Annotated in this window: 12 protein-coding genes; 7 read left to right on the forward strand and 5 right to left on the reverse strand. The window is 64.2% G+C overall.

The window, feature by feature from the left end:
- The first annotated feature begins 184 nt into the window (after window positions 1-184).
- Complete coding sequence (locus HLH35_RS05840) at window positions 185-1,639, forward strand: aspartate ammonia-lyase (protein WP_246384885.1); 1,455 nt, start codon at window positions 185-187, stop codon at window positions 1,637-1,639.
- A gap of 41 nt (window positions 1,640-1,680) precedes the next feature.
- Here the strand turns inward: HLH35_RS05840 and HLH35_RS05845 are convergent, their stop codons facing one another.
- On the reverse strand, window positions 1,681-2,616 hold the full coding sequence (locus tag HLH35_RS05845; RefSeq protein WP_182978261.1) for a LysR substrate-binding domain-containing protein: 936 nt from the start codon (window positions 2,614-2,616) through the stop codon (window positions 1,681-1,683).
- Between the two features lie 322 nt (window positions 2,617-2,938).
- Here HLH35_RS05845 and HLH35_RS05850 point away from each other — a divergent pair, with 322 nt between their 5' ends.
- Window positions 2,939-5,644, forward strand: coding sequence for a TonB-dependent receptor plug domain-containing protein (locus HLH35_RS05850; protein WP_182978262.1), 2,706 nt, complete (start codon window positions 2,939-2,941; stop codon window positions 5,642-5,644).
- Window positions 5,645-5,818: 174 nt separating this feature from the next.
- Here HLH35_RS05850 and HLH35_RS05855 read toward each other — a convergent pair whose 3' ends face one another.
- The 3 genes from HLH35_RS05855 to HLH35_RS05865 all read right to left on the reverse strand — a co-directional run bounded on the left by HLH35_RS05855 (window position 5,819) and on the right by HLH35_RS05865 (window position 8,358).
- The gene (locus tag HLH35_RS05855; RefSeq protein WP_182978263.1) at window positions 5,819-6,637 is read right to left on the reverse strand and encodes an alpha/beta fold hydrolase; all 819 of its coding nucleotides are present in this window, start codon (window positions 6,635-6,637) and stop codon (window positions 5,819-5,821) included.
- 51 nt (window positions 6,638-6,688) lie between these two features.
- On the reverse strand, window positions 6,689-7,117 hold the full coding sequence (locus HLH35_RS05860) for a DoxX family protein (protein WP_182978264.1): 429 nt from the start codon (window positions 7,115-7,117) through the stop codon (window positions 6,689-6,691).
- 143 nt (window positions 7,118-7,260) lie between these two features.
- A complete protein-coding gene (locus HLH35_RS05865; protein ID WP_182978265.1) occupies window positions 7,261-8,358 on the reverse strand; it encodes an alkene reductase in 1,098 nt (365 codons plus the stop codon).
- A gap of 142 nt (window positions 8,359-8,500) precedes the next feature.
- Between HLH35_RS05865 and HLH35_RS05870 the strand changes: the two genes are divergently transcribed.
- The 3 genes from HLH35_RS05870 to HLH35_RS05880 all read left to right on the forward strand — a co-directional run bounded on the left by HLH35_RS05870 (window position 8,501) and on the right by HLH35_RS05880 (window position 11,160).
- Window positions 8,501-9,388, forward strand: a complete 888-nt coding sequence (locus tag HLH35_RS05870) for a LysR family transcriptional regulator (RefSeq protein WP_182978266.1) — start codon at window positions 8,501-8,503, stop codon at window positions 9,386-9,388.
- Between the two features lie 394 nt (window positions 9,389-9,782).
- Window positions 9,783-10,568, forward strand: coding sequence for a meso-2,3-butanediol dehydrogenase (locus HLH35_RS05875; RefSeq protein ID WP_182978267.1), 786 nt, complete (start codon window positions 9,783-9,785; stop codon window positions 10,566-10,568).
- A 145-nt stretch (window positions 10,569-10,713) separates the two neighbouring features.
- Window positions 10,714-11,160 (forward strand): phasin family protein, encoded by a 447-nt coding sequence (locus tag HLH35_RS05880; RefSeq protein WP_220790562.1) that lies wholly within the window; start codon window positions 10,714-10,716, stop codon window positions 11,158-11,160.
- A 92-nt stretch (window positions 11,161-11,252) separates the two neighbouring features.
- Here the strand turns inward: HLH35_RS05880 and HLH35_RS05885 are convergent, their stop codons facing one another.
- Window positions 11,253-12,833, reverse strand: coding sequence for a Na+/H+ antiporter (locus tag HLH35_RS05885; protein WP_182978268.1), 1,581 nt, complete (start codon window positions 12,831-12,833; stop codon window positions 11,253-11,255).
- Between the two features lie 306 nt (window positions 12,834-13,139).
- Between HLH35_RS05885 and HLH35_RS05890 the strand changes: the two genes are divergently transcribed.
- Together HLH35_RS05890 and HLH35_RS05895 are read left to right on the forward strand one after the other, a co-directional pair.
- Window positions 13,140-15,593 carry a membrane-bound PQQ-dependent dehydrogenase, glucose/quinate/shikimate family gene (locus HLH35_RS05890; RefSeq protein ID WP_182978269.1) on the forward strand — a complete coding sequence of 818 codons (2,454 nt, stop codon included), beginning with the start codon at window positions 13,140-13,142 and terminating at the stop codon, window positions 15,591-15,593.
- Window positions 15,594-15,666: 73 nt separating this feature from the next.
- The gene (locus tag HLH35_RS05895) at window positions 15,667-16,560 is read left to right on the forward strand and encodes a transporter (protein WP_182978270.1); all 894 of its coding nucleotides are present in this window, start codon (window positions 15,667-15,669) and stop codon (window positions 16,558-16,560) included.
- Window positions 16,561-16,583 lie beyond the last annotated feature (23 nt).

The raw sequence follows: 16,583 nt of genomic DNA on the forward strand, positions 1-16,583 counted from the left end.
CGCATCCGGCAATTTAGTTCGTTTCGCATCCGTCGAGATACTGCCGAAAATAATCTGGCCCCATACAACTATTATATGGGGCCGGAGAGCCCCCTCAACATTACGGTATGGATACGGTCCGGCCGATGGGGCGAGCGCAGAACGCCCCGGCCGATCGGCCTCCTCTTCGGATGCGGGAATCACCATGGCGGACATGATACGCAATGACGAAGGCGCCGGCATGCCGGCTTCCGGCACGCGCACCGAACGCGACCTGCTGGGCCCGGCGGAGCTTCCCGCCGACGCCTTCTGGGGCGTCCATACCAGCCGGGCCGTCGCCAATTTCCCCATCAGCGGCACCCCCATCGGCGCGTTCGCCGAGCTGGTGCGCGCCCTGGCCGTCGTCAAGCAGGCCGCCGCCCGCGCCAACCGCACGCTGGGCGACCTCGACCCCGACCGCGCGGCCGCGATCGAGGCCGCGTGCATCCGCATCAGGGACGACCGGCGCTACCACGCGCATTTCGTCGTCGATGTCATGCAGGGCGGGGCAGGGACCTCGACCAACATGAACGCGAACGAGGTCATCGCCAACGTGGCGCTGGACATCATGGGCCGGCCAAAGGGCGACTACGCGACCCTCCACCCCAACGACCATGTCAACATGGCCCAGTCCACCAACGACGCCTACCCGACGGCGCTGAGGCTCGCCGCCCTCTTCGCCGTCGATCCCCTGCTCGACGCCCTGGCCGCGCTGGCCGAGGGGCTGGATGCGAAGGCGCGGGAATTCGCCCCGATCCTCAAGGTCGGCCGCACGCAATTACGCGACGCCGTGCCGATGACGCTGGGCCAGGAATTCGCCGCCTTCCGCAGCATGATCGAGGCCGAAATCCGCAATCTGCGCACGCAATCCGCCGCCTTCCTCCCGGTCAATCTCGGCGGCACCGCCATCGGCACCGGCGTCAACACCCGCCCCGGCTACGCACAGTTGGTGACGGAGGAACTGGCCCGCCTGAGCGGCCATGCCATCATTTCCGCCCCCGATTTCATCGAGGCAACGTCGGATGTCGGCGCCTTCACCATGTTCTCCGGCGCGCTCAAGCGGCTGGCGCTCAAACTCTCCAAGATCGCGGGCGACCTGCGGCTGCTGTCCAGCGGCCCGCGCGCGGGTTTGGGCGAAATCATCCTTCCCCCCGTCCAGGCCGGCTCGTCGATCATGCCGGGCAAGATCAATCCCGTGATCCCGGAAATGGTGAATCAGGTCGCCTACCTCGTCGCCGGGCACGACCTGACCATCACCATGTGCGCCGAGGGCGGCCAGCTTCAGTTGAACCCGTTCGAACCGATGATCGGCTATTGCCTCCTGTCCTCGATGCACCTGCTGACCGCAGCCGTGGACACATTCCGCACGCGCTGCATCGCCGGCATTACGGCCGACAGCGCGCGCTGCCGCGAACTGTCCGACAACAGCCTGGGCGTGGTCACCGCCCTCGTCCCCGTCCTCGGCTACGAAACCTGCTCGATCCTCGCCCGCCGCGCCCTGGCCGAAGGCCGCAGGATCGCCGACCTGGTGCTGGAGGAAGACCTCCTCTCCCGCGACCGGCTGCTCGACCTCCTGCGCCCCGAAAGACTGACCGCACCGAACCTCGCGAGAGCCGGGTAATGCGCGTCCGATCGCCGCCAGCGCGCATGTCCAGGCCGGCTTTACGTGGCTTGGGTTCCCGGCCAGTTCCGGGATGTCGCCATGGCCTTGGCCAGCGCGACCAGATGCTCCCGCACGGCGACCGAGGCTTCCGTTTCCGGAACCGTCTCGGGAATGCACAGCGAGACATCTTCCTGAATCACCGGGTTGCGCAGGGGATAGATCTTCGACCGTTCGGGCACGACAATCCGGCTGGCGACCGACCATGGCAGGATGGTACTGCCAATCCCCTGGGCAATCGCCTCCTGCAGGGTCGGCAGCGCCTCGATCTCCGCGACGATATTGGGCGTCAGCTGCTTGCGCAGAAACGCCATGTCGATCCGCTGGCGGACGAAATTATGCCGGGGCGGGACCAGAAGCGGAATCTCGATAATGTCCGCCAGTTGCACCGCCCCAGACGCATCTTGCGGAAATTCCAATAATGCCGGCGCAAGAAGAAAAAAATCCTCTTTCATCAACGGGGTGAACAGAACACCCTTGATCGGCCCGGACCCATGGATCACCGCCATGTCCAGCCGTCCGGTCATGATCAGCTCGCTGTAGATCTCGTCGAAACTCTCGGTCAGATGCAGCACGACCTCCGGCAGGCTGGTCCGCACCCGCTGCAGAAGATCGACGGCCAGCGTCGACCCGGCACTATAGGGCGAAAGACCGACCGAAACCTTGCCCACCAGCGGCCCCGCGCCGAGCGTGATTTCCGTCATCGCCCGGTCGAGCTGCTTGCTGATCGTCTGCGCGTGCCGGTACAGCTCCACCCCCGCCATCGTCGGGGTCACGCCGCTCTTGCTCCGGATGACCAGTTTCTGCTTGAAGGTACTTTCCAATGCCGCCAGTTGCTGGCTGAGCGCGGGCTGGGCAATGTTCAGCAGATCGGCAGCGCGGGAGATGCTGCCAAGATCTATAATTTTTACAAATGCCTGCAGCCGTCTTATGTCCAACTGTCACTCCGTGTCGCGCGCGTAAGGTTCCTGCGGATAGTAGGCATCGGCCTGCCGCCCGTCAACGAAACTGCGGGGTGGGCGCGCCCGGCCCCCGCTTGTCCCGCCCCTCCATGCTGCCCGGGCAGGGACCCATAGGATTTAACTATGCGGCCATATTCATAACTGCATCGTAACTTATGCATACGCAGTTGGTGTCGCTGTCTCGGATTTTCTGAAATGGCCCGTGGTTCGGCCACGGTTCGGATGCGCGCCGGTGTCATTGTAAATATCCTGTTTCATGACGGGAACATTCCTCAATCAAACCAGAAGGGTGGCGAATATGCTTCTTCAATATTCCCGGCTGCCGCAACCACAGGGCACCGCCGACATCGACCTTCCGGCTGCGCTGTCCGCGAAGCGGCAGGGAATCGCGCCAGCCTCCTTCGGATCATGGTGGAAGGCCGGCACCGCCCTGCGACCGGTCACCTGCTGGGCCGTCATCGGTCTTTTCGCAGCGTCGGCCACCGCCCCCGCGCGGGCCGCGACCGGCACGTCCGATGCAACCGGCACGGGCAGCGTGAAGGCTTCCGCCCCGGCCAAGGCCAAGGCCCGCACGCAGCCGAAGCACAAGGCCGACGCCGACGAGCAGGTCATCGTCACCGGCACCCGCGCCCCCAACCGCCACGCGCGGCAGAGTTCCAGCCCGATCACGGTCGTCACCGCCGCCACGCTGGCCCGCACCGGCCTGCCCAACCTGGCCGAGGCGCTGGCCCGCACCTATCCGTCGATCAACATCCAGGCGATGGGCCAGAACGCGGATGCGCTGACATCGTCCATCCGCATGCGCGGCCTCAACCCCAACCATGTGCTGGTGCTGGTCGATGGCGTCCGCCGTCATACCAGCGCCAATATCAGCACCGGGGCAGGGGTGAATTTCGGTTCCACCCCCACCGACCTGAACATGATCCCCGCCGCCGCGATCGACCATATCGAGGTGCTGGAAGACGGCGCCGCCGCGCTCTACGGCTCCGACGCGATCGCCGGCGTGGTCAACATCATCACCAAGAAGAAGCCCTCGGGCCTGCATGTCAGCGCAACGACCGGCGCCAACGCCTATCTGGGCGATGGCTGGACGGCCCAGCTCGACGCCGATGGCGGCATCCGCCTGGGCGATGACGGCTACCTGCATCTGTCCGGCCAGTACATGCACCGCGACGATTCCGTCATCAAGGCCATCGACCACCGGTTGATCGAAAACCAGGCCCCCGCCGGCGCCTATACGGGCAGCGCCTATACCGGCAGCCTCCCGGTCCCCCTCTATTCCAACCAGGTCACCAACGTTCCCGAGGAAACACGGGAATCCCTGGCGCTCAGCTTCGGCAAGCCCCTGACCGATAAGGTCGAAGGCTATGGCCTGATCACCTACGCCCATCGCCATTCGCAGGCGTTCGAACAGTTTCGCCTGCCCACCGTCCTGCCGTCAGCCTACCCGTACGGTTTCGAGCCCCTCGACGTGGGCGAGGAAAACGACTACGCCGCCACGCTCGGCGTCAAGGGCCGCGATCTCTTCGGCTTCGACTGGAATCTCAGCACCACCTATGGCGCCGACCAGGTCAATCTCTCCACGACCAACAACGTCAATCTCGGCATGCTGAAGTCTACATGCGTGCCCGCCTCGGTCGATCCCACCTCCATCTATGCGTCGGGCGACGGCTGCGGCTACGTCAAGGACAAGTTCTTCCTCAAGGGCTTCACCGCCGCGCAGTGGGACAACAAGCTGGATTTCCGCCGGGGTTTCACCCTGCCGTTCCACATCCCGCTCAACCTGGCCTTCGGCGCGGAACATCGCCTCGAAACCTATGAACTGTCGCCGGGCGAACCCTCGTCGTACCAGCTCGGCGGCCCCCAGGCCATCGTGGGGCTGACGCCGTCGAATGCCGGTTCGTGGAGCCGCGACATCTGGGCCGGCTATATCGACACCGACTTCAAGATCATGCCGCACTGGGACATCGACCTGGCCGGCCGTTTCGAGCACTATACCGACTCCGGCAATACCGAGAACGGCAAGATCTCGACCCGCTACGATTTCAGCAAGCGGATCGCCATCCGCGGCACGGTCAGCAACGGCTTCCGCGCGCCCACCCTGGCCGAGCAGCATTACAGCTCCGCCGCCCTGTCGCCGACGGTCGCGGGCGGCCTCCTGCCCGCCAATTCGGCGGCGGCGCGGGAACTGGGCGCCACGCCGCTCAAGCCCGAACGCTCATGGAACCTGTCGGGCGGCTTCGTCCTGGAACCGATCGACGGTTTCCATATCGAGGTCGACGCCTACCAGATCGCGATCCGCGACCGCCTGGTCAGCAGCAGCACCTATAATGGAACGGCGGCAGTCAGCGCGCTCGAATCCATGGGCTTCACGGTGCCGTCCAGCATCCCGGCCCAGAACGTCACGGCCAACTACATCACCAACGGCGCCAGCACCCGCACCCAGGGCGTGGATATCAAGGCGGACTACACGCTGCACCTGCAGCGCTACGGCAACCTGGCCCTGTCGGCTGCGCTGGATCTCAACCGCACCCGCGTCGGGCATATCGCCAGCAATGCCAAGGGCATTCCCCTGCTCAATGCACAGGCCATTTCCCAGTTCACCACGGAATATCCGCGCAGCAAGCTGATCCTGAACGCGCTGTGGACCATCGGCGATTTCGACATCAACATCCGCCAGAGCCGCTATGGCGAAACCAAGAGCCTGCTGACCTATCAGGATTGGGCCACCGGCACCTGCGCCGACGGATCGTCCCAGCAATATTCGACAAAGTGCTGGTATGAATTCAAGGGCGCACCCCGCTGGCTGACCGACCTGCAGATCGGCTACCGCGTCAACTCCCACTGGCACGTCGCGGTCGGCGGCAACAACATCTTCAACATCCGCCCCCGCGAAATCCCGCAATCGACCCGCTATAACGGGACGAACATCTACGACACCTTCGCGGCAGGCATCCCGATGACCGGCGGCTACTATTACGGCCGCGTCGACGCGACGTTCTAAAGACTGGTTACCCCCCGCCCGGATATGTTCATCCGGGCGGGGTCTTCTGTTCTTTTTTTGGAAAAAAGAACCAAAAAACTTTTGATTCGTTCAGGAGTTTTTTGCCGGGACATACGACGCCCCAAAACGAATAAAAGTCTTTTTGCTTCTTTTTCTTCAGAAAAAGAAGAACCCTTACCCCCGCGCAAACGCCAGCAGATCCGCATTCAGCCGATCCCCATGCGTGACGACAAACCCATGCGGCGCCCCCTCATAGATCGTCAGCGTCGCCTGCGCGATCATCTTCGCCGCCAGCGCCCCGGTAGCCTCCAGCGGCACCACCTGATCGTCATCGCCATGAATGATCAGCGTCGGCACATCGATCTTCGCCATATCCGGACGGAAATCGGTTTCGGAGAAGATGGTGACGCAATCGATTGTCGCCTTCAGCGACCCCTGAAGCGCAATCTGCAACGTCTGCTCCAGCACACCGTCCGAAACCTGCGCCCCGTGATTGATCCCGTAGAAAACCGGTGAAAAATCCTTGAGGAACTGCGCCCGATCGGCCCGCAATCCAGACCGGATTCCGTCGAAGACGCTCTTCTCGGGACCAACCGGATGGTCGTCCGTCTTCATGAACAGCGGCGTCACGGCCCCCAGCAGCGCCAGCCTGGCCACACGTTCGCTGCCATGCCGGGCGATATAGCGGGTCACGTCGCCACCGCCCATCGAAAACCCGACCAGGATCACGTCACGCAGGTCCAGATGCGCGATCAGTTCGGCAATATCGTCGGCCAGCCGGTCATAATCATGGCCCTGCCAGGGCTGGTCCGACCGCCCGAAACCCCGCCGGTCGAAGGCAATGGCCCGAAAGCCGTTCTCCGCCAGATGCAGCATCTGCCCATCCCACATATCGGCACTCAGCGGCCAGCCATGGCTGAATAGAACGGGCTGCCCCTTGCCCCAGTCCTTGTAATAGAGGCCAACCCCATCGGAGGTGGTAAAGCGTGTCATGGTCCCGTCCTTTTCGGATTCGCGTTTGCGGTTACAGGGAATGAAGAAGGTTCAGAGAGCAGGCGTTTTCGCGGACCGGCCCAGCCGCAGGGCAAACCGCCCCGGTCCGGCCACCGCAAGGGCGATCAACCCGCCGGCAATCCCGATATTCTTGTAGAAATGGATCATCATGTCGTACCGGAGCATTCCCTCCATGGTCCAGAAATGATGGCCGATAAACCCGGTCACAACGGTATAGGCAGCCAGCAGCAGCGCCAGCGGCTCGACGAACACACCCAGCACCAGCGCCACGCCGATGCCCAGTTCCACACCCGTCGCCACCAGCGCGGACAGGGCGGGCAAGGGGGCACCGGTCTGGGCCATATAGGCAACGGCGCCGGAATAATCCGACAGCTTGCCCCACCCCATGACGAGGAACAGGACAGAGAGGGCAATGCGGGAAGCGAGCAGCGCTGCATCGCGGGTGGCGGGCGTGATCATGGCAGATAATTCCTTTGGCAAGGTCCGGTGAAGCGGAAGGTCCGTGTCCGTCGGTTGACGTTGCAGTCACGTTATGAGCGATCGAGGTGCAATGAAACGGAAACAACAGAAATCCATCGGTTCCGTTTCTTTCCTCTTGCCGGTCAGGCCCCCGCCCGCTGCACGTCGTGGAACGGATAATCGGTGTAACCCCGCGCATCGCCGCCATAGAACGTCGTCCGGTCATACCGGTTGAGCGGCCAATCATGGCGCAGACGGTCCACCAGATCGGGATTGGCGATGAAATTCCGCCCGAACGCGATCAGATCGGCATCGCCCGACGCCAGCAGCCGCTCCGCACTGTCCCGCGTAAACCCGCCCGCCGCGATGATCGTTCGCGTAAACAGCGGCCGCAGCGTGGCGACATCGACCGGATTATCCTCCGCATCCGCCCCGATCCGGGGCTGTACCACATGCAGATACCCCACCCCCATCCGGTCCAGCATCGCCGCGACATACCCAAAGGTCGCATGCCGGTCGCTGTCGGCCATCGACCCATAGGCCCCGCTGGGCGTCAGCCGCACCCCAACGCGCGCCGCCCCCCACACATCGATGGCCGCCTGCGTCGCCTCACGCAGAAACCGCGCCCGGTTCTCGATCGGGCCGCCATAATCGTCCGTCCGCCGGTTCGTCCCATCCTGCAGGAACTGGTCGGGCAGATACCCATTGGCCCCATGGATCTCCACCCCATCGAACCCCGCCTTCAACGCCCGTTCCGCCGCATCCCGATAGGCGGCAATCAGCCCCGGAATCTCATCGCGATCCAGCGCCCGCGGCATGTCGTACGGCACGGTCCCCTCCAGCGTCCACGCCGTGCCCTCCGCCCGAATGGCCGAGGGCGCGACCGGCGCCACACCACCCGGTTGCAGCACCCGGGCCGACTGCCGCCCCACATGCCATAATTGCAGCACCATCCGCCCACCCTTGGCATGCACCGCATCGGTAATGCGCCGCCAGCCGGCAATCTGCGCATCGTCATAGATCCCGGCGGCACGCTCAAACCCATATCCCGTCAACGCCACCGGCGAGGCTTCGGAAATCAGCAGCCCACCCGGCGTCGCGCGCTGGCTGTAATAGGTCCGCATCAACTCATTGGGCAGGTCGCCGGCGCTGGACCGCATGCGCGTCAGCGGCGCCATGACGATGCGATGGTCCAGCCGCATCGGGCCCACGAATTTCGGCGAAAACAGCAGGTCGGTCATATCGAAATTATCCTGTCATCAACTCGCCACCCGGCGGATGGCGCGGCGGCGAGGGGCCGCCGTTGCAATCAAGGATGGACAGTTCCAGATCGGATTGGCAGACAGGATAATTCCATAGTCACCATTCCAGTCTGGAATAATAATGGACCGTCTCCAGGCCATGACCGCCTTCGTGCGGGTCGTCGAAACCGGCTCGTTCACCGCCGCCGCCCGCCGCCTGCATCTGGGCCAGCCGGCGGTCTCCAAGGCCATCGCCCAACTGGAAGCCCAGCTCGGCGTCCAGCTCCTGCTGCGCTCCTCCCACGGCCTGACCCCGACCAGCGCCGGCCAGCGTTATTTCGAACGCGTCGCCCGCATCGTCGCCGAGGCCGAGGAAGCCGACCGCGCGGCACGCGACAGCACCGCCAGCCTCGACGGCCGCCTGCGCGTGGCCCTGCCCACAACTTTCGGCCGCATCCAGATCGTGCCCAGACTGGGCCCCTTCCTGGCCGCCCACCCGAGGCTGGACGTCGATATCGAACTCGACGACCGCAGGGTGGACCTGATCACGGAAGGCATCGACATCGCCATCCGCATCGGCCCGATGAACGACAGCGCCGTCATCGCCAAACGCCTGGCCCAGGGCCGCCGATCACTGATCGCCACTCCCCACTACCTCGCCACCGCCCCATTGCTGGACACGCCGGAAGACCTCCCCAATCACCAGGCGATCCTCTACACACGCGGCGGCACTCTCAAACCCACCTTCCGCCGCTCCGACGGCACGGAAATGACCATCCCCCTCCACGCCCGCCTGCACCTCAGCGCCGCCGAAGGCATCCGCGCCGCCACCCTGGCCCATCTCGGCCTGACCATCGCCGCCGACTGGATGTTCCAGCCCGAACTGGAAAACGGCACGGTCATCCGCTGCCTGACAGACTGGCACCTCACACCTGTGGACCTCTGGGCCCTCTACCCAGCCGGAAGGCTGACCAGCGCCCGCGCCCGCGCCTTTTCGGACTTCGTACAGCATATCGTCACCATGGCCTGACAACCGGAATGCCGGGACCAGGCTTCTCCCTCGCCGATAGCATCAGCCTGCACATCATTCGGTCATCGCGCGCGACACGCTCAACGTCGCAATTCTTGCCGCCATTCCCGACAATCCAATGCCATGTGCAGGAGAATCGTAAATGGTCGGAAAGAGACAGGATAATCCCGCCCACAGAGTGGGAACTTGTTAACATATTGCGCGTTAAAGTCCCTGCGGCACGCCGCAATTATTCATGTGCCACCCTGAATGTTCTCCGAAAATGGGGAAGGGGCCTCCCGCAAGGACCGAGCGAAACGGTGCCTCTGGGCCTGGCATGAAAATCCGCAACGTCCAGGCGCATGCGCTTTCGGCGCATTGCCGCTCTGGAGTGATGAAACGGAGGAAACACATCATGGCGCTGGACGGATTGTCGCGCTTCAAAGGCCGCAAGGTGATCGTAACCGGGGCCGCTTCGGGTATCGGTCGCGCAACATCACTGCGTTTTCTCGAAGAAGGCGCCAGCGTCATCCTCGTCGACCGCGATGCAAAGGCCCTCGATGCCGTCATGGCGGGCCTGGACCCGAAACGGGCCATCCCCTCCCTCACGGACATTTCCATCCCCGCCCAGGTCAAGACCCTGCTGGACCTGACCCGCCAGCATTTCGGCACGCTGGACGTGCTGGTAAACAATGCCGGCGTAACGACAATGGGCACGGTGCTCGATTCCGATCTGCAATCCTGGAACACCGTCTGCGCCACGATCCTCAACGGCACGATCGACGTCAGCCGCACCTTCCTCCCGATGCTCATCCAATCGGTCGGCAACATCGTCAACGTCGCCTCCGTCTCCGGAATGCGCGGAGACTGGAACACGGCCTATTACGATGTCGCCAAGGGCGGCGTCGTCAACCTCACCCGCGTCATGGCCATGGACCACGGGCACACGGGCGTGCGCATAAACGCCATCTGCCCATCCGTAACCCGCACCGGCATGACCAAAGACGCCGTGAAGGACAAGGCCTTCGTCAAACGTGTCGAAGACCGTATCCCCCTCGGCCGCCTCGGAGAACCCGAAGACATGGCAGCTGCCATTTCCTTCCTGGCCAGCCCCGACGCCGCCTACATCACTGGCCTCATCATGCCCGTCGATGGCGGCGTAACCGCCTCCAACGGCCAGCCACCCTTTCCCATGAATTGAAACTCCTGATGGAAGCTATCTTATTTCCATCAGGTTTTTTGGAACGGAATCCGACACGCCCGCACAGACGGTATGTCCCGATTGGCAGGAAAGTGGAAGGTCGGCTTCTGAACTGGTAAGCAGTCGTTCGGTTGAGTAGGCTCGAATGATGGAACTGATGTTCGTAAAACGCAGCGGTAAGTATGACGAGCTGACCATCGTCCGGAGTGATGGAACAGTAGAGAGTGTTGCATGCCCAAAACAAGGGATCATTCCCCACGACATGGTGCATTACGCAGTAGAGAGCGTACTGGCCCATCGCGGTTTCCTCTCGTTGGTGAAGGAAGGACAGGCGTCGGCATTCACAACAGGTGCAGGGGACAGCGACGAAGCAGTAGAGCGGCTGGTGGAAACGTTTCAAGCCGAAATGTGGGGTGGGCGCGTATCGGCAGCAGATCTCCTTTCAACGTATGAGCATGCGTGCGAGTCCCGAGGGCACCGTATCGCGGCAGTTTCACGGGACGATGTAGAGGCGATCCGGGATCGTCTCGATGAGCTTACGCTTCAATGGGGTGCCCTACCGCAAAACGGAGCTCTGACCATCCGCTTCTGACGCTCGCCGGGGCGATCACGAGCGTCTGGCATGCGGACGCAAGCTGTCACACTCCCGTCAATTGTCGGCCCACGCTTACACCCCCACCAACCCTACAACCGCGTTCCCGCCGCAATCTCCTGCATATCCAGATCCTGCTCCATCTCTCGCAGCACATGGTCATGGATCTGCCCATGATGATGCAGCGCCAGGATCTCCGCCCGCGCCGCCTGAATCGCCGCCAGCACCGCCTGATAATGCGCAATCTCCTCCGGCCGGTGGGTTGCCATATCCTGCGCATAATCGCGCGTCACACGCAGGCGGTGCCGATACTGCTCCAGCAGCCGCGGATGCCGCTCGGTACCATCCGGCCGGCGCGATGCCCGCTCGATCGCCCGCAACTGCGCCTCCGCCACCCGCACCCAGGCCGTGTTTTCATCGCTCTGGATACGCGCCGCCTCGTCATCGGTCAGCTTCAGCGCCCGAACCAGCGGCTCCAGCGTGATCCCCTGCAACAGCACCGTCACCAGAATCGCGGCAAAGGCACAGCAGAGCGCCAGGTCGCGGCCGGGCAGGGCCTCGGGCAGCGACAGCGCCGCCGCCAGCGTGACGACACCACGCATCCCCGACCACCCCATGACAATCGTCTCGGGCAGGGAAGGGGTCGCGAACTGGCGCGGCCACCAGCGCCGCAGCACCGCCCGTACGGCATCGGCACCGAACAGCCACACGAAGCGCGAGACGATCATGGTCGCCAGAATGGCGGCCATCGGAATCACCAGCCGGTGCAGCAGGTCCGCCGTGCCCTCCAGCCGATGCAGCACGCCGCGCAACGACAGGCCGATCAGGATGAACAGCACCGATTGCAGCAGAAACACCATCACCTTCCAGAACGCCTGCGCTCGCACGCGCGTGCCGGCGCTGAAATCGGCATGCTGGTTCCACCCCAGCATCAGCCCGGTGGTCACAGTCGCCAGCACGCCGGAGACATGCAGCCGGTCAGCCCCGATATAAGACGCCGCCGCCAGCAGCACGGTCGCGGTAATGATCAGGTCGCTGTCCCGCAACCGGCGGATCAGGAATAGCCCGCCCCACCCCAGCACGGCCCCGATCGCCACCCCGCCCACCGAAACAAGACAGAACGCCCCCACCGCCGCCATCGGGTCGAACAACCCGGTCAGCGCCGCCGCCAGCGCAAAGCGGAACAGCACCAGCCCGGTGGCATCGTTCAGCAGGCTCTCCCCCAACAGCAGCGAGGTGATCCGCCCCGGCAGGCTCAACCGCTCCATCGCCGCCTCCGCCGCCACCGCATCGGGCGGCGAGACGATGGCCCCCAGCGTGAAACACACCGCCCAGGGCAGCGACGGCACCGCCAGCCGCGCGGCAATGCCCACCGCCAGCGTGGTGAACAAAGTGGTGCCGACCGCCAGCGCCAGAATGCCGCGCAGGTTGCGGCGGAATTCATGCCACGCCGTAAACCAGGCGCTGCTCATCAGCAGGGGCGGCAGAAACACGACCATGACCAGGTCGGGGTCCAGCGTCAGCTCCGGCGTGCCCGGCAGCAGGGCCAGCCCCGTGCCGCCCAGGATAAAGGCAGCCGCCGGCGGCAGCGCCAGCCGCCGCGCCAGCCGCTCCAGCGCCAGGATCACCAGCAGCAGGAACAGGAAATACTCATAGCGGGCGACGTCGGACATGGGGGGCGATCCGCAGCGGGAGGACGTATCGATCGCGATACAGCCCCCGCATACATCATATGAAGGGGCAGGGGGAACGGCCCCATGGCCCCGGCCCGGCCCGTTCCCCGGCCGGATACGACTGTCTCAGCTTTGCGACAGTCGGTGCGGGTCGGGACACGTTCGTGTGAAAGAGCTTACAGGATCGTAGCGATCCGAAAACCTTCATGACGATAAGCACGCTGGTCGGCAATAGCCATGGGGCCGCAGCCTCACGAGTTGTTCCGGATCACGGAAACTTCAATAAAGAATAGGAACATACGCGAGATGATTACGAGTGTGTTCTCGATCGTCACCTCGATCCTGATGGCCCTTGTGGGGCTTTTTCTTTTCCTGGGTGGTGGATACCTGCTCGTCCTGGGCGGGTCCTGGTTCTACGCCCTGGCGGGCGCCGTCATGATCGGCGCCGCGCTGGCGGGATTCAAATCGCCCAAACTGGCGCTGCGGCTCTATGCCGGTCTGCTGCTGTTCGCCACCTTGTGGTCGCTCTACGAGGTCGGATTCAACATCTGGAACCTCGAAGTCCGCCTGCTCACGCTGGTGGGCATCGGTGTGTGGATGCTGCTGCCATGGGTCTGGCGGCAGGGCGGAACCTGGCTGGCCGACAAGCGCGAAATGCTGGGCGCGGTCGGCGTCGGCGCCCTGGCGCTGGTGGTCAGCTGCTTCACCTCCTACTCGATCGACGGCACGGTGCCGGCCGACCGCATGGCGGCGCAGGAAGCCGCCGATTCCGCCGCCGACGGCATCCCCGCCGGCGATTGGCAGGCCTATGGCCGCACCATGGGCGGTGACCGCTATTCGCCGCTGGGCCAGATCACGACGGCCAATGTCGGCCATCTGAAGCGTGCCTGGCTGACGCGGACGGGCGATGTCCAGCAGATCGGCGAAGGCACGGTCGCCGGCCCCGACCAGGGGCATGAATTCAACCTGGAAGTCACGCCCATCAAGGTCGGCGACACGCTGTACATGTGCACGCCCCATAGCTGGGTGATGGCGCTGGACGCGGCGACCGGCAAGGTCAAATGGAAGTTCGACCCGCAGCCCGCGAAGGCCGACCAGGAGAAGAACGTCTATCTCTCCTGCCGTGGCGTGACCTATTACAAGATCCCGGACGAAATCCAGACCAGCTGCCGCACGCGCATCTACTCGCCGGTGGCCGATGTGCGCATCGTGGCGCTCGATGCCGAAACCGGCAAACCGTGCGATGATTTCGGCGATCATGGCTTCATTTCGCTGCGCCAGTATCTGGGCCATGTGCCGCACGGGTTCCATTTCGTCACCTCGCCGCCGCTGGTGGCCAAGAACCGCCTGATCACCGGCGGCTGGATCTTCGACAACCAGGCCAATTTCGAACCCTCGGGCGCGGTGCGCGGCTTCGACGCCACGACGGGCGCGATCGCCTGGGCCTGGGATGCCGGCCACACGCCGGAAACCTGGACACCCGGCCCGGATGACGTGCTGACGCGCGACACGCCGAACGCCTGGGGCGTCTATACGGCCGACCCCGACCTGGGCCTGGTCTATATCCCCACCGGCAACGCCCCGCCGGATAACTGGGGCGGCTCGCGCCGTCCGTTCGACGACGCCACCTCCTCGGCGACGATCGCGCTGGATATCGTGACCGGCGAACGCCGCTGGACCTACCAGACCGTGCATCACGACCTGTGGGACATGGACATCCCGTCCGGCCCGTCGATGGTCGACCTCCCCGGCCCGAGCGGCGAGATGATCCCCGCCCTGGTGCAGAGCACCAAGCGCGGCGAATTCTTCGTCCTGGACCGCCGCACCGGCCAGCCGGTCCCCGGCTACCCGGTCGAGGAACGCAAGGTGCCGACCGCCGGCATCGCGCCCGACGACCGCGTGTCGCCGACCCAGCCCTACCCGACCGCGATGCCCTCGGTCTCGCCGCCGGACCTCAAAGAGACCGACATGTGGGGTGCGACGCTGCTGGATCAGATGATCTGCCGCATCCAGTACCGTCAGTCGGCCTATGACGGGCAGTTCACCCCGCCGCATATCGGCAAGACCACGATCGTCTACCCGGCCTTCTACGGCGTCGTCGACTGGCAGGGCATCACGATCGACCCGCAGCGCAAGATCATGCTGGCGAACGCGAGCTACCTGCCGTTCCGCATCAAGCTCGATCACCGCCAGACGCTGGAAGGGCCGGGCACGCTGCCCAAATGGAACGGCCAGGGCGAAGAGCCCGCGGCCAAGGGTGACGCGCTGTCGGTCTCGCCGGATTACGGCACGCCCTACATCGCCTACACCAATCCCTGGCTGAACCCGCTGCAGATCCCCTGCAAGGGCCCGGTCTGGGGCACGCTGACGGCGATCGACCTGGTGACGAAGAAGATCGTCTGGCAGCATCCGGTCGGCACCACCCGCGACACCGGCCCGTTCCGGACGCACGACAACCTGCCCCTGCCCACCGGCATGTATAATATCGGCGGCAACATCGTGACCAAGGGCGGCGTCGTCTTCATGGGCGCCACCGCCGACGACTACCTGCGGGCCTTCGACCTCGCGACGGGCAAGGTGATCTGGCGCGACCGTCTCCCGGCGGGCGGCCAGGCCACCCCGATGTCCTACGAGATCGGCGGCAAGCAGTATGTCCTGATCGCGGCCGGCGGCCATGGCGGCCTGGGCACGCGCAGCGGCGACTACATCATCGCCTATACGCTCGACGGCGCGCCGGGAACCGGCGCGACCGCCCAATAATCAATAATAAACAACAACAGGTGCCGGGCGCGCGTCATGCGCGCCCGGCATCGCCCCCAACGGAATCAAACCAATGCGTTTGACAGAACGGCCGGAATGGCTTCGGACCCTGGTCCGGCTTTCCATCCCCGGTATCGCATTGCTCGGCGCAGCCCCCGCGGCGCATGCCGCGGACGTCACGCTCGGCATCATCGGCCCGCACGAATATGACCTGCCGGTCGATTTCCAGCCCTTCAACGTGCTGGTGCAGTACGGCGACGGCAACGCGGCCGGCTCCTATTACAACGGCTCGGGCCAGCGCACGGCAGGGCAGGGCAGCCACACCTGGTCGGGCCTGACCAAATACGTCCATTTCCGCAGCTTCGAGGCCATTCCCCATGTGGGCTTCGCCTTCGAGATCATCCAGGCCGAAAGCTTCACCCTGGCCAACGGCAAGAACTATGGCGGCCTGGGCCCCACCATCGTCGGCCCCGCTGCCTGGTTCAAGCCGAACGCCCACAGCACCTTCGGCTTCCAGACCTTCATGCAGACCCCGGTGGGCACGCGTGACGCCACCTCGCCCAATTACTGGTCGAACATCTCCAGCTTCATCTTCGACTATGAATGGAAACATTTCAGCTTCGACGGCGACGTGGGCACCGTCGTGGGCTCGACGAAGCATATCAGGGGCCAGAACAGCTATTTCCCCGGAATCGTCTTCTATTCCAACCTGCGCTGGAGCTGGAAGGCCACCAAGCTGCTCGAACCGTTCTTCGCCTTCGACTGGCAGAACGTCACGGGTACCTACAACAATACCACCCAGGCCTACGTCAAGGATTCCAGCGGCCGCGAGGTCGCGCTGGGCGTGGGCATGATGTTCAATATCGCGAAGAACTTCTCCTTCACCACCCGCTACACGCATTCGGTCGAAGGCCGCAACACGCCCGAAAGCAACGCCTATTACATCAAGCTGGTCTATCTCTGGTAACCCGCGCCTGTAGCCGGTTCCCA

Source organism: Gluconacetobacter asukensis (assembly GCF_014174375.1).
Taxonomy (GTDB): Bacteria; Pseudomonadota; Alphaproteobacteria; order Acetobacterales; family Acetobacteraceae; genus Gluconacetobacter; species Gluconacetobacter asukensis.

What these genes read in the sequence shown, in the direction of transcription:
- HLH35_RS05840 (WP_246384885.1), top strand. Translation starts at nt 185, where the DNA reads ATGGCGGACATGATACGCAATGACGAAGGCGCCGGCATGCCGGCTTCC.
- HLH35_RS05895 (WP_182978270.1), top strand. Translation starts at nt 15,667, where the DNA reads ATGCGTTTGACAGAACGGCCGGAATGGCTTCGGACCCTGGTCCGGCTT.
- HLH35_RS05855 (WP_182978263.1), bottom strand. Translation starts at nt 6,637, where the DNA reads ATGACACGCTTTACCACCTCCGATGGGGTTGGCCTCTATTACAAGGAC.
- HLH35_RS05865 (WP_182978265.1), bottom strand. Translation starts at nt 8,358, where the DNA reads ATGACCGACCTGCTGTTTTCGCCGAAATTCGTGGGCCCGATGCGGCTG.
- HLH35_RS05890 (WP_182978269.1), top strand. Translation starts at nt 13,140, where the DNA reads ATGATTACGAGTGTGTTCTCGATCGTCACCTCGATCCTGATGGCCCTT.
- HLH35_RS05850 (WP_182978262.1), top strand. Translation starts at nt 2,939, where the DNA reads ATGCTTCTTCAATATTCCCGGCTGCCGCAACCACAGGGCACCGCCGAC.
- HLH35_RS05870 (WP_182978266.1), top strand. Translation starts at nt 8,501, where the DNA reads ATGGACCGTCTCCAGGCCATGACCGCCTTCGTGCGGGTCGTCGAAACC.
- HLH35_RS05880 (WP_220790562.1), top strand. Translation starts at nt 10,714, where the DNA reads ATGATGGAACTGATGTTCGTAAAACGCAGCGGTAAGTATGACGAGCTG.
- HLH35_RS05860 (WP_182978264.1), bottom strand. Translation starts at nt 7,117, where the DNA reads ATGATCACGCCCGCCACCCGCGATGCAGCGCTGCTCGCTTCCCGCATT.
- HLH35_RS05885 (WP_182978268.1), bottom strand. Translation starts at nt 12,833, where the DNA reads ATGTCCGACGTCGCCCGCTATGAGTATTTCCTGTTCCTGCTGCTGGTG.
- HLH35_RS05875 (WP_182978267.1), top strand. Translation starts at nt 9,783, where the DNA reads ATGGCGCTGGACGGATTGTCGCGCTTCAAAGGCCGCAAGGTGATCGTA.